This is a genomic window from Phycicoccus ginsengisoli (genome assembly GCF_054779295.1).
Genome location: NZ_BAAGYN010000005.1, coordinates 71,599 through 84,289 on the forward strand (window position 1 = coordinate 71,599; position 12,691 = coordinate 84,289).

The following is a 12,691-nucleotide window of genomic DNA, read 5'->3' on the forward strand; positions in this document are numbered from 1 at the left end:
GCCCCTCCACTCGCATGCACCCCCGCGCGTTGCATGCGCGACACTCTTCTGTCAAGACCGAAATCCTTGCCCCTCAAGGCCTTTGCAGGGCTCTGACCAGCGATGATGCGTTTGCTCCGGCTTTCCCGCCGTCGGCGTGTCGTGGTATTCTGGAGGTCGCGAAAGGGGAAAACAGCACATGGTTTTCAAGGTCGGCGAGACGGTCGTGTACCCCCACCACGGGGCTGCTCTGATCGAAGAAATCAACACCCGCACGATCAAGGGCGAGGAGAAGATCTACCTCAAGCTCAAGGTGGCCCAGGGCGACCTCACGATCGAGGTGCCCGCGGAGAACTGCGAGGACATCGGCGTCCGCGACGTCGTCGGTCAGGACGGCCTGGACAAGGTCTTCGCGGTGCTGCGTGCCCCCCACACCGAGGAGCCGACCAACTGGTCGCGTCGCTACAAGGCGAACCTCGAGAAGCTGGCGTCGGGCGACGTCATCAAGGTGGCCGAGGTCGTCCGTGACCTGTGGCGCCGGGACAAGGACCGGGGCCTGTCGGCAGGCGAGAAGCGCATGCTCGCCAAGGCACGCCAGATCCTCGTCTCCGAGCTCGCCCTGGCGGAGAAGACGAACGAGGACAAGGCCGAGGCGATCCTCGACGAGGTGCTCGCCTCCTGAGCGTTGCGGTCGTCCTCGTCGCCGGAGGACAGGGCACCCGTCTCGGGGCCGCCCAGCCGAAGGCGTTCGTGCCCCTGGCCGGTGTGACGGTCCTCGAGCACGCGGTCGCCCGGGCCTTCCTGGCACCCGAGGTCACCCACGTCGTCGTGGTCGCGCCCGTCTCCCACCTGGTGGAGGCGGGCGCGATCGCGTCCCGGAGCGCCCGCCCGCAGGACGTGGACGTCGTGCCCGGGGGTGCCGAGCGCACCGACTCGGTCGCCGCCGGGCTCGCTGCCCTGCGGCCCGACGACCAGGTCGTGCTGGTCCACGACGCCGCCCGCGCGCTGGCTCCCGCGACCCTGTTCAGCCGCCTCGTCCGGGAGGTGCGCGCCGGCCACGACGCCGTCGTCCCGGGCCTGCCGGTGGCCGACACGATCAAGCAGGTCGACGAGGAGGGCCGGGTGGTCGGCACCCCCGACCGGTCGGCCCTGCGCGCGATCCAGACGCCCCAGGCGTTCCGCCGCGGGGTGCTCGAGCAGGCGCACGCGGCCGGGGCGGCAGCGACGGACGACGCGGCCCTGGTGGAGCGCGAGGGCGGGACGGTCCGGGTCGTGGCCGGGGACCCGCTCGCCTTCAAGATCACGACCCCGGACGACCTCGCCGTCGCCGAGCGCCACCTCGCCGACCGCTGAGTCAGCCGCCGAGCGTCACCTCGCCGGCCGCTGGGTCAGCTGCCGAGCGCGGCGACGACGTCCTCCCAGGGGACCACCGGGGCCCCCGAGCCCGGCGCGTGCAGGGTGCTGATCCAGCCGTCCACGAGGTGTCCTCGCTCGAGGAGCAGGTCGGGGACGAACACCGGCACCGGGAAGCCGTTGCGCCACACCGCCTTGGCGCTGCCCCAGTTGCCGGCGTGCGCCTGCCACCGCACGGCCTGCCAGCCCAGGTCGTCGAACGCGTGGCCCACGGCCAGCCCGACCGCCGCCGACATGACGCCGCGGCCACGGAAGGCCGGGTGGGTCACGAAGCCCAGGTCGCCGGCGCCCGCATCGACCGGCATCCGGCGCAGGTCGATCGTCCCGGCATACGCACCGTCCACCTCGATCGCCCACGACACCATCGCGGCCGACGGCTCGAGCAGCCCGGTGAGGTACTCCTTCGCCATCTCGCGCGTGTACTCCAGCGGGATCGTCGTGTAACGGCGGGTGTCCTCGTCGAGGCAGCGCTCGTAGACCGGGTCCAGGTCCTCCTCGCAGTGCGGACGCAGGGTCACGAGGTCGTCGGAGAGGGTGGGCACGGGCAGCGGGGCATCCATGCGCGGCAACCGTAGCCGGGGTGGCGGTGTGGGCTCACCCGGGTTTCCCGCGCCGGTGGTTGGATGGCGCCATGGCTCCTCCCGGTATGCCGCGCACGGGCATCGGCGTCGACGTGCACGCCTTCGGGGGTGGTCCCGGCCGCGAGCTGCGGGTGGCCGGCCTCGCGTGGCCGGGGGAGCCGGCCCTCGAGGGCCACTCCGACGCCGATGTCGCCTGCCACGCGGCCTGCGACGCCCTCTTCTCCGCCGCCGGCCTCGGCGACCTCGGCGAGCACTTCGGGACCGACCGGCCCGAGCTGGCGGGCGCCCCCGGGCTCACCCTGCTGGCGGAGGCGGCCCGGCTGGTGCGCGCTGCCGGCTTCGAGGTCGGCAACGTCGCGGTCCAGGTCGTGGGGAACCGGCCCAAGGTCGGGACCCGGCGTGCTGAGGCACAGGCGCTGATGTCGCAGGCGGTGGGGGCGCCGGTCTCCGTGAGCGGGACGACGACCGACCGGCTGGGCCTGACCGGCCGCGGCGAGGGCGTGGCGGCGATCGCCACCGCCCTGGTCGTCCCGCTCGCCTGACGGCGCCGGCCACCACGTGGGCGGTCGAGCCGGGGGCGTGCGCCCGGCATAGGGTCGGTGCGACAGGAGCCACCCCCGAAGGAGGACCCATGCCGCAGACCGTCAAGGGCGTCGTCGCCCTGAGCAAGGGCGCACCGGTCGAGCTCGTCGACATCACGGTGCCCGATCCCGGGCCGGGTGAGGCGGTCGTCGCGGTGCAGACCTGCGGGGTGTGCCACACCGACCTGCACTACCGCGAGGGTGGCATCAACGACGAGTACCCCTTCCTGCTGGGGCACGAGGCGGCCGGCGTCGTCGAGGCGGTCGGCGCGGGCGTGACCGAGGTGGCGCCCGGCGACTTCGTCGTCCTCAACTGGCGGGCGGTCTGCGGGCAGTGCCGGGCGTGCCTGAAGGGCAAGCCGTGGTACTGCTTCGCGACCCACAACGCCCGGCAGAGGATGACGCTGGCGGACGGCACCGAGCTGACGCCCGCGCTGGGCATCGGTGCCTTCGCCGAGAAGACGCTCGTCGCGGCCGGGCAGTGCACCAAGGTCGACCCGGACGCGGACGCCGCCGCGGTGGGCCTGCTCGGGTGTGGCGTCATGGCCGGCTTCGGCGCGGCGGTCAACACCGGTGGCGTGGGTCGTGGTGACTCCGTCGCGGTGATCGGCTGCGGTGGGGTCGGCAACGCCGCCATCGCCGGGGCGAAGGTCGCCGGTGCGACGACGATCATCGCCGTCGACGTCGACGAGCGGAAGCTCGAACAGGCCAGGGCCTTCGGCGCCACCCACACCGTCCACGGTGGCACCGAGGACGTGGTCGAGCGGGTGCGGGAGCTCACCGGCGGCTTCGGCGCGGACGTCGTCGTCGAGGCGGTGGGGCGACCCGAGACCTACCAGCAGGCGTTCTACGCCCGGGACCTCGCGGGCACCGTGGTGCTGGTCGGTGTGCCGACGCCCGACAAGCAGGTCACCCTGCCGATGATCGACATCTTCGGCCGAGGCGGTGCGTTGAAGTCGAGCTGGTACGGCGACTGCCTGCCCAGTCGCGACTTCCCCATGCTCGTCGACCTGTACCGGCAGGGGCGGTTCGACCTCGACGCCTTCGTGAGCGAGCGGATCGCCCTGGGGGACGTCGAGGCGGCGTTCGAGAAGATGGAGAAGGGCGACGTGCTGCGGTCCGTCGTGGTGCTGCGGTGACCGCCGAGCAGCTGACCGACCTCGGGTCCACGCCCGGGGGCGTCCGCGTCGAGCGGGTCGTGACCTCCGGGACCTTCGAGCTCGACGGCGGGTCGTGGGAGGTCGACAACAACGTCTGGATGGTGGGTGACGACAAGGAGTGCGTCGTCATCGACGCCGCGCACGACGGGCGCGCGATCGTGAAGTCGATCCCGCACGGCCGCCGGGTGACCGCGGTGCTCCTGACGCACGGCCACAACGACCACATCAACGCCGCGGGCGAGGTCTGCGACTCCACCCGCGCGCCGGCCTACCTGCACCCGGCGGACCGGATGCTGTGGGACGAGCTGTACCCGGTGACCCCGGACCACGACCTCGCCGACGGCGACGTGCTCCACGTGGGCGACGCCGACATCCACGTCGTCCACACGCCGGGGCACACGCCCGGGGCGTGCAGCTTCTACGTGCCGCAGCTCGGCGTGGTCTTCACCGGCGACACGCTGTTCCAGGGTGGCCCAGGTGCCACGGGTCGCTCGTTCAGCGACTTCCCGACGATCGTCGCCTCGATCCGCGACCGCCTGCTGACGCTGCCGGACGAGACCGTCGTGCTCACCGGTCACGGTGACAGCACCGTGATCGGGGCGGAGGCCCCGCACCTGCAGGAGTGGGTCGACCGCGGCCACTGAGCCGCGAGCAGGGGGTGACCCGGCGGGCGCCGCGCAGCAGGGGAGACCGGGGCGCCCACCGGGTCGGTCTAGGTGGCGCGGGCGCGCCCGAGCAGGGGCACGCGCGCCTCGATGCGGGGCCACGGAAGGGCCCGGGACACCAGGACGGCGACCCCGCCGGCCAGGACTCCCACGGCATACCCGGCGGCGACGTCCGGCACGTGGTGCACACCGGCGAGGACGCGGGAGGCGCCGAGCACCGCCGCGAGGAGCAGCAGCAGGGCGCCGGTGCGGCGGTGCCACGCGAGGACGACCAGGGCGATGGCGGCAGCGAGCGCCGTGTGGTCGGAGGGAAAGCCGTTGTCGACCGAGTGCGCGATCAGCGGGGTGGTGTGGTCGACGACGAACGGTCGCGGGTCGGTCCAGGCGGTGCCTGCGACCTTGACGAGGACGCCCACGAGACCGGCGGCGAGGACGGCCGCGACGGCATACGGCCCCTTGGTCTGCCGGGGTGAGCGGAGCCAGGACACCGCCGCGACGAGGGCGACGACGTACAGGGCATAGGTCGCCGTGAGGCGGATCAGGGTGTCCACGACTACCACGGTGGCGGATCGGTCTGGACGGTTCCTTTGAGGTTCCTGTGCGCGGCGTCAAGCATCCCGACGACCCGCGCGCGGTCCGAGGCCGCCACTCGCCGTTTCGTGAGGTGGGTGCGCCCGCAGGTAGCCTTGCGCGCGTGAGTCTTCGCCTGTACGACACCGCCGCGCGGGAGCTGCGCGACTTCACCCCGCTGGAGCCCGGCAGGGTGGGGATCTACATCTGCGGACTCACCACCCAGGCCGAGCCCCACCTCGGGCACGTCCGGTTCGCCGTCGCGTTCGACGTGCTGCGCCGCTGGCTCGCCGGCCGCTACGGCTTCGACGTCACGCTGGTGCGCAACGTCACGGACATCGACGACAAGATCCTCGCCAAGTCGGCTGCCGCCGGGGAGCCGTGGTTCGCGCTCTCGTACCGCAACGAGCTGGCCACGTCCGCCGCCCTCGAAGCGCTCGGGGTGCTGCCGCCGACGTACGAGCCGCGGGCCACCGGGCACGTGCCGGAGATGGTGTCGCTCATGGAGACGCTCGTCGAGAAGGGCCACGCCTACGCCGCGCCGGACGACAGCGGCGACGTCTACTTCGACGTGCAGAGCTTTCCCGAGTACGGCTCGCTGACCCACCAGCGGATCGAGGACATGGAGGCGGCGCAGGACGCCGACCCCCGCGGCAAGCGCGACCCCCGTGACTTCGCCCTGTGGAAGGGGCGCAAGGAGTCCGAGCCCGAGAGCGCGTCGTGGCCGACGCCGTTCGGGGTCGGCCGGCCGGGGTGGCACCTCGAGTGCTCGGCCATGGCCCGCAAGTACCTCGGCGACACCTTCGACATCCACGGCGGCGGGGTCGACCTGCGCTTCCCCCACCACGAGAACGAGCAGGCGCAGTCGCACGCAGCCGGGCTCGGGTTCGCGAACTACTGGCTGCACAACGCGTGGGTGACCGTCGGCGGCGAGAAGATGAGCAAGTCGCTCGGCAACTCCCTCATCGTGTCCGAGGTCGTCAAGGTGGCCCGGCCGCTGGCCATCCGCTACTACCTCACCGCGGCCCACTACCGGTCGACGATCGAGTACCACGAGGGCTCGCTGCGCGAGGCCGAGGCTGCCGTGGAGCGGATCGAGGGCTTCCTCGCCCGGGCCCTGCGGGCCCTGCCCGACGGGACGTCGACCACCCCGGACCCCACCCGGGTGCCCGAGGCGTATGCCGCGGCGATGGACGACGACCTCAACGTCAGCGGTGCGCTCGCGGTCGTCCACGACACCGTGCGCGCAGGCAACACCGCGATGGACGACGGCGACGTCGTCGCGCTGGAGCAGGCGTTCGCCGCGGTGCTGGCGATGACCGACCTGCTCGGTGTCAACCCGCTCGACCCGCGGTGGGGCGGTGGCCGGGACTCCGCCGGCACCGAGGTCCAGTCGGCCCTCGACTCCCTCATCGGCGTGCAGCTGGAGGCTCGTGCCGCGGCACGTGCCGCCCGCGACTTCGCCACCGCGGACGCGATCCGCGACCAGCTCTCGGCGGCCGGAGTGGTCATCGAGGACACCGCCTCGGGGGCCAACTGGTCGCTCGCGCGCAGAGACTCCACGAAGGACGGTTCCTGATGGCCGGCAACTCCCAGCGCCGCGGCGCGATCCGCAAGGGCGGCAAGAAGGGCCCGACCGTGGGCTCGGGCGGGCAGCGGCGTCGCGGGCTCGAGGGCAAGGGGCCCACGCCCCGGGCCGAGGACCGTCCGGCGCACAAGGCGCACAAGATGGCCAAGGCGGCCGCCAAGCGCGGCGGTGCAACGGCGACGCGACCCGGTGGTCCGTCGCGTGGTGGCAGCACCCGCCGCAGCGGCGGCAAGGCGTCCAGCGAGGTCGTGGCCGGGCGCAACGCCGTCGTCGAGGCGCTGCGGGCGGAGGTGCCCGTCACCACGATGTACGTCGCGGGTCGCATCGACGCCGACGACCGGGTCCGTGAGGCGCTCAAGACCGCGACGTCCCGTGGCATCCCGGTGCTCGAGACCCCGCGCGGCGAGCTCGACCGCATCACCGACGGCGCCGTGCACCAGGGCCTCGCGCTCCAGGTGCCGGCGTACGAGTACGCGCACCCGCGCGACTTCATCGACCCCGAGGCGCCCGGCATCCCGCTCGTGGTGGCCCTCGACGGCATCACCGACCCCCGCAACCTCGGTGCCATCGTGCGGTCCGTGGCGGCGTTCGGGGGCCACGGCGTGGTCGTCCCCGAGCGGCGGTCGGTCGGCATGACGGCGAGCGCCTGGAAGACCTCCGCCGGGGCCGCGGCCCGGGTGCCGGTCGCGATGGCCTCGAACCTCACCCGCTGCCTGGAGGACTACCGCAAGGCCGGGTTCTTCGTCCTCGGTCTCGACATGGACGGCGACGTCGAGCTCCCCGAGCTCGAGCTGGCCACCGAGCCGATAGTCATCGTCACCGGCTCGGAGGGCAAGGGCCTGTCCCGGCTCGTCCGTGAGACCTGCGACCAGGTCGTCTCGATCCCGATGTCCTCGGCGGTCGAGTCGCTCAACGCCGGCGTCGCGACGGGTGTGGCGCTGTACGAGGTGGCCCGCCGCCGGGCGCTGTAGGCGGTCCCTTCGCGTCGGTCGCGCGTGCGGTCCGCGGCCGCGCTGCGGCGCGCGGGACGCCGTGGTACCCCCGGAGGAGCGCGCTTCTTCGCTAGCGTTGGCTGCACGGCGCTCCCAGAGGGGGAGCGCCCGAGGGAGGGATACGTCATGTCCGACTACAGCAGCACCCCGCCGCCCCCGCCCGCGGGCGGTCCGGGGCCGGGAGCGGAGGGCTACCCGCAGATGGGGTCGATGCCCACTCCCGGTGCACCGCCGCAGGCAGCGGCCGTGAGCCGGCCGGCGTCGATCGCCACGGCCGTCAAGCTGATGTACGTCGGCGCGGCGCTGAGCCTGCTGGGCATCCTGTTCACCGTGGTGATGCGCAGCACCATCCGGGACGCGGTCGAGAAGGCGTCCGCCGACTCGGGGACGTCGATGACCGCGAGCCAGGTCGACTCCGCCGTCAGCCTCGCGATCGGGTTCTCCGTCGTGGTCGGCCTGATCGGCGTCGCGCTCTGGCTCTGGATGGCCTCGGCCAACGGCAAGGGCCGCAAGTGGGCGCGGATCGTGGCGACGGTCTTCTTCGGGCTGAGCGTGCTCAGCACCCTGGGCAGCCTGGTCCAGCACCCGCCGGTCCTGAGCCTCGTCGTGAGCCTGGTCAGCCTCGCGCTGGGGGCGTACATCATCTACCTGCTCTACCGGCCGGAGTCGACGCAGTACTACGAGGCACAGTCTGCCCCGCGGTACTGAGCGAGGCCCACGGAGGCGGTCCCGGCATCGCCGGGGCCGCCTCCGTCGTCGCGCCGTGCCGGGTCGGTCAGGCCCTCGGGTGCACCACGACGGTGGAGAGGATCTTGTCGGCGAAGGTCTGGCGCTTGGCATCCCACAGCGGCCAGAGGTAGCCGAGGTAGAAGAAGCCGTCCAGGGTGTGGGCCAGCTCGCGCACGAAGCACATGCCGGCGCCCATCGGCTGCCCGGTGTACTCCTCGACGAGCCGGATGCCCATGACCCGCTTGCCGAGGCTCTGCCCGGTCCGCCCCATCCGGAACACGCGGTTCCACAGCTGGAGGCCGATCATGGCGAGGCCTCCCAGCCCGACGAGGACGAACCCGACGACCATGAGCCCGGTGCTCCCCGCACGACTCGCCTCGTAGGTGCCGGTGGTGGGGTCGAACTGCCGGTCCGGGCTGCCGGCGACGATGGCGAAGATGCCGGGGATGTACAGGACGAGCCCGATGAGGGGGAGCAGGGCGTCGAGCAGCGAGGCGGCCACCCGGATGCCCCAGGTCGCCAGCGGACCCCAGGGCTCGTAGCCGCCGGCGCCGGCCGGGTGGGGCTGGTGGGCAGGCGCGGTCTGGTCGGTCACGGGATCCCCTCGTCGTCGGGCGTCGCGCGCCAGCCTAGCGAGCGCCCCCGCGGTCAGGAGCGGCTCGGCTCCTCGTCGTCGAACATGGCCAGCACCGGCATCTCCACCGTGTCGACCCCCACGACCGTGGCCTCGTCGGGCTTGCCCGGCAGGACGGTCGCGACGTAGTCGGCGATGGCGTCCTCGACGGGGATGTCGTGGCCGGCGCGCTCGGACAGGTACCACCGGTGCTCGAGCACCTCGTGGAACAGCTCGGCCGGCGCCAGCTTGCCGGCCAGCGCCCGCGGGACGCGGCGGGTGACCGGCTCGTAGATCCGGGCGAGCCAGTCGTGGGCGACGATCTCCTCGTCGTCGTTCTGCCGGTCGGTCCCGGCCCGGTAGGAGTCGAGGTCGTTGAGCAGGCGACGCGCCTGGTTCTCCTCGACGTCGAGCCCGGTGAGGCGCAGCAGCCGGCGCGAGTGGTGGCCGGAGTCCACCACCTTGGGCTGGATCTGGATGTGCGTGCCGTCGACGTCGGTCGAGATCGCCAGCTCGTCCACGTCGAAGCCGAGCTCGTTGAGCCGGCGGATGCGCTCGTCGACGCGCCACCGGTCGCCGCGCTCGAACCGCTCCTGGCCGGTCAGCTCGCCCCAGAGCTCGGCGTAGCGCGTCACGATCTGGTTGGAGGTGTCGACCGGGTCGGCGCCCTCGGGCAGCATCCCGCCCGCCTCGAGGTCCATGAGCTCACCGGCGATGTTCACCCGCGCGATGTCGAGGTCGTGCTCGCGTTGGCCGTCGGTGAGCTGCTGGTGCAGCTCGCCGGTCTCGGCGTCGACGAGGTACGCCGCGAACGCGCCGGCATCACGCCGGAACAGGGTGTTGGACAGGGAGACGTCGCCCCACCAGAAGCCGGTGAGGTGCAGCCGCACCAGCAGGACGGCGAGCGCGTCGATGAGCCGGCTCGAGGTGTCGGCGCGCAGGGACTGGCTGAACAGCGCGCGGTACGGCAGGGAGAACTGGAGGTGCCGGGTCACCAGGCAGGCGTCGAGGGGCTCGCCGTCGTGGCCCACCCGTCCACTGACGACGCCGAAGGGCTCGACGGTCGGCAGGTCGAGGCGGTCGAGCATGCGCAGCATCTGGTACTCGCGGGTGGCCAGCTCGTCCTTGATCTCCTTGACGGCCAGCACGCGACCCGAGAGCTTGACGAACCGGACGACGTGCCGGGAGATGCCGCGGGGGAGCGCAGCGAGGTGCTCCTCGGGCCAGGTCTCCAACGGCAGGTCCCAGGGCAGGTCGAGCAGGGCGGGGTCGGGGCGCGACGCGGTGATGGACAGGGCCATGGGTGGTCAACCTTCGAGGGGGAACGCGTGTGGCCGGCCCCCGCGGACGGGAGCCGGCCACACGGCATACGGGATCGGGCTGTCAGTCGCCGAGGCGCTCGCCGCTGCCGGCGTCGAACAGGTGCACGTGGCCGGGCTTCGGCGCGAGGAACACCGTCTCGCCCTTGGCCGGGGGACGACGGCCGTCGACCCGCGCGATGAACGGGCGCTCGGGCACCTCGGCGCCCGACTCGTCGAAGTCGGCGTGCTGCTTGGCCTTGGTCGTGCCGTAGATGTACGCGTCGGCGCCGAGCTCCTCGACGACGTCCACCGTGACCGGGATCCCCTGGCCCTCGGTGGTCAGCTCGAGGTCCTCGGGCCGGACGCCGAGGGTCACCTGCTTGCCGCTGGAGGAGTCCAGGCGCTCGCGCTCGACCGGGATCTTCGACCCGCCGACCTGCACGCCACCGTCGCTGACGTCGACGTCGAGCAGGTTCATGGCGGGCGAGCCGATGAAGCCGGCGACGAAGACGTTGTTGGGGTGGTCGTACATGTGGCGCGGGGTGTCGCACTGCATGAGCAGGCCGTCCTTGAGGACCGCGACGCGGTCACCCATGGTCATGGCCTCGACCTGGTCGTGGGTGACGTAGACGGTGGTGACGCCCAGGCGGCGCTGCAACGAGGCGATCTGGGTGCGGGTCTGGACGCGGAGCTTGGCGTCGAGGTTGGACAGCGGCTCGTCCATGAGGAAGACCTGCGGGGAGCGGACGATGGCGCGGCCCATGGCCACGCGCTGGCGCTGGCCACCGGAGAGGGCCTTCGGCTTGCGCTCGAGGTACTGCTCGAGGTCGAGGATCTTGGCGGCCTCCTCGACGCGCTTGCGGATCTCGCCCTTGTCGACGCCGGCGATCTTGAGCGCGAAGCCCATGTTGTCGGCCACGGTCATGTGCGGGTAGAGCGCGTAGTTCTGGAACACCATCGCGACGTCGCGGTCCTTGGGGGACAGGTTGGTCACGTCACGGTCGCCGATCCAGATCTTGCCGGCGTTGACCTCCTCGAGACCCGCGAGCATGCGCAGGGAGGTGGACTTGCCGCAGCCGGACGGGCCGACGAGGACGAGGAACTCGCCGTCCTCGATGTCGATGTTGAGCCGGTCGACCGAGGGCTTGTCGTTGCCCGGGTAGAGGCGGGTGGCCTCGTCGAACTTCACAGTTGCCATGGCGTCTTTGCCTTCCTTCACCGGCAGGAACGTGCCGGACGATCCGTTGTAAAGGTGGAACGCCCGCGGACATCGGTGTGCGCGGGTGGGCTCAGTCTGACCGACCGAGCGGGTTTTGACCACAGCGGGCCGGATGGTGGAAACGTTTGCGCAGGTGGGGGCCTCGCCCGGGTTCCCCGCCGCCGCCCTGGACGACGCCCGGACGAGGCCACGGGCGCCGTTGGGCGGGTCCCTGAAACTTCTTGCACGGCCTTGCTAGGTTTTGCGCATGAAGGCGAGGTTGGCCGACATCGCGGCACACGCGGAGGTCAGCGAGGCGACGGTGAGCCGGGTGCTCAACGGCAAGCCCGGGGTGAGCGAGGCGACCCGTGAGGCGGTGCTGACCTCCCTCGACATCCTCGGCTACGACCGGCCCTCCCGGCTGCGGCGCAAGACCGCCGACCTCGTGGGCCTGATCGTCCCGGAGCTGACCAACCCGATCTTCCCGGCGTTCGCCCAGATCATCGAGACGGCGCTGGCGCGCCACCAGTTCACGCCGGTGCTGTGCACCCAGACCCCCGGTGGCGTGCACGAGGACGAGTACGTGCAGATGCTGCTCGACCGGGGCGTCGCGGGGATCATCTACGTCTCGGGCCAGCACGCCGACGTGACGACCGACCCCGCGCGGTACACCGCGCTGAGGGACCGCGGCCTGCCCATCGTGCTCGTCAACGGGTACCACGAAGGCATCGACGCGCCCTTCATCTCCAACGACGACGTGGCCTCGATGGACCTCGCACTGTCGCACCTCGTGCAGCTCGGCCACACCCAGATCGGCCTGGCCGTCGGCCCGGACCGGTTCGTGCCGGTCATCCGCAAGATCGAGGGCTTCCGCAGCTCGATGCGCACGCTGCTGGGCCGCGACGACGTCGACGAGCTCATCGAGCGGACGCTGTTCTCCGTCGAGGGGGGCGACACGGCCGCGGCCCGGCTCATGGAACGGGGGTGCACGGCGGTCGTGTGCGGGTCGGACCTCATGGCGCTCGGGGCGATCCGCGCGGCCCGGCGATCCGGTCGCCGGGTGCCGGAGGACTTCTCGGTCGTCGGGTACGACGACAGCCCCCTCATCCCGTTCACCGACCCGCCGCTGACCACCGTGCGCCAGAGCGTCCAGGCCATGTCCGAGGCGGCCGTCCGGGCGCTGCTCGACGAGGTCGCCGGTGAGCCGGCGCCGCGGGCGGAGTACATCTTCCGGCCCGAGCTGGTGGTGCGGGGCTCGACCGGGGCGGCGCCGGGTCGCTGACGCAGCCGCGGCGGGTCGCTGACGGAGCCGCGGCGGGTC

At 72.3% G+C, this 12,691-nt stretch carries 14 protein-coding genes; 9 read left to right on the forward strand and 5 right to left on the reverse strand.

Annotated features, from left to right (window positions below):
• Nucleotides 1-178: 178 nt before the first annotated feature.
• Together ACYVDO_RS09730 and ispD are read left to right on the forward strand one after the other, a co-directional pair.
• Nucleotides 179-661 carry a CarD family transcriptional regulator gene (locus ACYVDO_RS09730; RefSeq protein ID WP_310151095.1) on the forward strand — a complete coding sequence of 161 codons (483 nt, stop codon included), beginning with the start codon at nucleotides 179-181 and terminating at the stop codon, nucleotides 659-661.
• On the forward strand, nucleotides 658-1,332 hold the full coding sequence (gene ispD / locus ACYVDO_RS09735; protein ID WP_460935759.1) for a 2-C-methyl-D-erythritol 4-phosphate cytidylyltransferase: 675 nt from the start codon (nucleotides 658-660) through the stop codon (nucleotides 1,330-1,332). Before ACYVDO_RS09730 ends, ispD begins: the two co-directional genes overlap by 4 nt.
• 35 nt (nucleotides 1,333-1,367) lie before the next feature.
• Here ispD and ACYVDO_RS09740 read toward each other — a convergent pair whose 3' ends face one another.
• Nucleotides 1,368-1,952 carry a GNAT family N-acetyltransferase gene (locus ACYVDO_RS09740; protein ID WP_460935219.1) on the reverse strand — a complete coding sequence of 195 codons (585 nt, stop codon included), beginning with the start codon at nucleotides 1,950-1,952 and terminating at the stop codon, nucleotides 1,368-1,370.
• A 71-nt stretch (nucleotides 1,953-2,023) separates the two neighbouring features.
• Between ACYVDO_RS09740 and ispF the strand changes: the two genes are divergently transcribed.
• The 3 genes from ispF (at nucleotide 2,024) to ACYVDO_RS09755 (ending at nucleotide 4,358) form a co-directional block, all read left to right on the forward strand.
• On the forward strand, nucleotides 2,024-2,515 hold the full coding sequence (gene ispF, locus ACYVDO_RS09745; protein ID WP_460935221.1) for a 2-C-methyl-D-erythritol 2,4-cyclodiphosphate synthase: 492 nt from the start codon (nucleotides 2,024-2,026) through the stop codon (nucleotides 2,513-2,515).
• 89 nt (nucleotides 2,516-2,604) lie between these two features.
• A complete protein-coding gene (locus ACYVDO_RS09750; RefSeq protein ID WP_460935223.1) occupies nucleotides 2,605-3,693 on the forward strand; it encodes an S-(hydroxymethyl)mycothiol dehydrogenase in 1,089 nt (362 codons plus the stop codon).
• Entirely contained in the window at nucleotides 3,690-4,358 is a 669-nt protein-coding gene (locus ACYVDO_RS09755) for an MBL fold metallo-hydrolase (RefSeq protein WP_460935225.1), read from the forward strand. Before ACYVDO_RS09750 ends, ACYVDO_RS09755 begins: the two co-directional genes overlap by 4 nt.
• Before the next feature lie 68 nt (nucleotides 4,359-4,426).
• Here ACYVDO_RS09755 and ACYVDO_RS09760 read toward each other — a convergent pair whose 3' ends face one another.
• Nucleotides 4,427-4,930: a phosphatase PAP2 family protein gene (locus tag ACYVDO_RS09760; RefSeq protein WP_460935227.1), complete on the reverse strand. Its 504-nt coding sequence runs from the start codon at nucleotides 4,928-4,930 to the stop codon at nucleotides 4,427-4,429.
• Between the two features lie 143 nt (nucleotides 4,931-5,073).
• Between ACYVDO_RS09760 and cysS the strand changes: the two genes are divergently transcribed.
• The 3 genes from cysS (at nucleotide 5,074) to ACYVDO_RS09775 (ending at nucleotide 8,237) form a co-directional block, all read left to right on the forward strand.
• The gene (cysS, locus tag ACYVDO_RS09765) at nucleotides 5,074-6,528 is read left to right on the forward strand and encodes a cysteine--tRNA ligase (protein ID WP_460935229.1); all 1,455 of its coding nucleotides are present in this window, start codon (nucleotides 5,074-5,076) and stop codon (nucleotides 6,526-6,528) included.
• Nucleotides 6,528-7,508 carry a 23S rRNA (guanosine(2251)-2'-O)-methyltransferase RlmB gene (gene rlmB, locus ACYVDO_RS09770; RefSeq protein WP_460935231.1) on the forward strand — a complete coding sequence of 327 codons (981 nt, stop codon included), beginning with the start codon at nucleotides 6,528-6,530 and terminating at the stop codon, nucleotides 7,506-7,508. The genes cysS and rlmB overlap by 1 nt, the downstream gene beginning before the upstream one ends.
• Nucleotides 7,509-7,655: 147 nt before the next feature.
• Nucleotides 7,656-8,237, forward strand: coding sequence for a hypothetical protein (locus ACYVDO_RS09775; protein ID WP_460935233.1), 582 nt, complete (start codon nucleotides 7,656-7,658; stop codon nucleotides 8,235-8,237).
• Nucleotides 8,238-8,304: 67 nt separating this feature from the next.
• Here ACYVDO_RS09775 and ACYVDO_RS09780 read toward each other — a convergent pair whose 3' ends face one another.
• The 3 genes from ACYVDO_RS09780 to ACYVDO_RS09790 form a co-directional block, all read right to left on the reverse strand.
• Nucleotides 8,305-8,853, reverse strand: coding sequence for an RDD family protein (locus ACYVDO_RS09780; protein WP_460935235.1), 549 nt, complete (start codon nucleotides 8,851-8,853; stop codon nucleotides 8,305-8,307).
• Between the two features lie 53 nt (nucleotides 8,854-8,906).
• Nucleotides 8,907-10,172 carry a DUF4032 domain-containing protein gene (locus ACYVDO_RS09785; RefSeq protein ID WP_460935237.1) on the reverse strand — a complete coding sequence of 422 codons (1,266 nt, stop codon included), beginning with the start codon at nucleotides 10,170-10,172 and terminating at the stop codon, nucleotides 8,907-8,909.
• Between the two features lie 82 nt (nucleotides 10,173-10,254).
• Nucleotides 10,255-11,370, reverse strand: coding sequence for an ABC transporter ATP-binding protein (locus ACYVDO_RS09790; protein WP_460935239.1), 1,116 nt, complete (start codon nucleotides 11,368-11,370; stop codon nucleotides 10,255-10,257).
• Nucleotides 11,371-11,638: 268 nt separating this feature from the next.
• On the opposite strand from ACYVDO_RS09790, the gene ACYVDO_RS09795 reads away from it, so the two are divergent.
• Nucleotides 11,639-12,652, forward strand: coding sequence for a LacI family DNA-binding transcriptional regulator (locus tag ACYVDO_RS09795; RefSeq protein WP_460935241.1), 1,014 nt, complete (start codon nucleotides 11,639-11,641; stop codon nucleotides 12,650-12,652).
• The last annotated feature ends 39 nt before the right edge of the window (nucleotides 12,653-12,691 follow it).

Excerpts from the sequence above, each read along its gene's own strand:
- ACYVDO_RS09775 (WP_460935233.1), top strand. The coding sequence starts at position 7,656 with ATGTCCGACTACAGCAGCACCCCGCCGCCCCCGCCCGCGGGCGGTCCG.
- ACYVDO_RS09730 (WP_310151095.1), top strand. The coding sequence starts at position 179 with ATGGTTTTCAAGGTCGGCGAGACGGTCGTGTACCCCCACCACGGGGCT.
- ispF (WP_460935221.1), top strand. The coding sequence starts at position 2,024 with ATGGCTCCTCCCGGTATGCCGCGCACGGGCATCGGCGTCGACGTGCAC.
- ACYVDO_RS09790 (WP_460935239.1), bottom strand. The coding sequence starts at position 11,370 with ATGGCAACTGTGAAGTTCGACGAGGCCACCCGCCTCTACCCGGGCAAC.
- ACYVDO_RS09785 (WP_460935237.1), bottom strand. The coding sequence starts at position 10,172 with ATGGCCCTGTCCATCACCGCGTCGCGCCCCGACCCCGCCCTGCTCGAC.
- rlmB (WP_460935231.1), top strand. The coding sequence starts at position 6,528 with ATGGCCGGCAACTCCCAGCGCCGCGGCGCGATCCGCAAGGGCGGCAAG.
- ACYVDO_RS09795 (WP_460935241.1), top strand. The coding sequence starts at position 11,639 with ATGAAGGCGAGGTTGGCCGACATCGCGGCACACGCGGAGGTCAGCGAG.
- ACYVDO_RS09740 (WP_460935219.1), bottom strand. The coding sequence starts at position 1,952 with ATGGATGCCCCGCTGCCCGTGCCCACCCTCTCCGACGACCTCGTGACC.
- ACYVDO_RS09750 (WP_460935223.1), top strand. The coding sequence starts at position 2,605 with ATGCCGCAGACCGTCAAGGGCGTCGTCGCCCTGAGCAAGGGCGCACCG.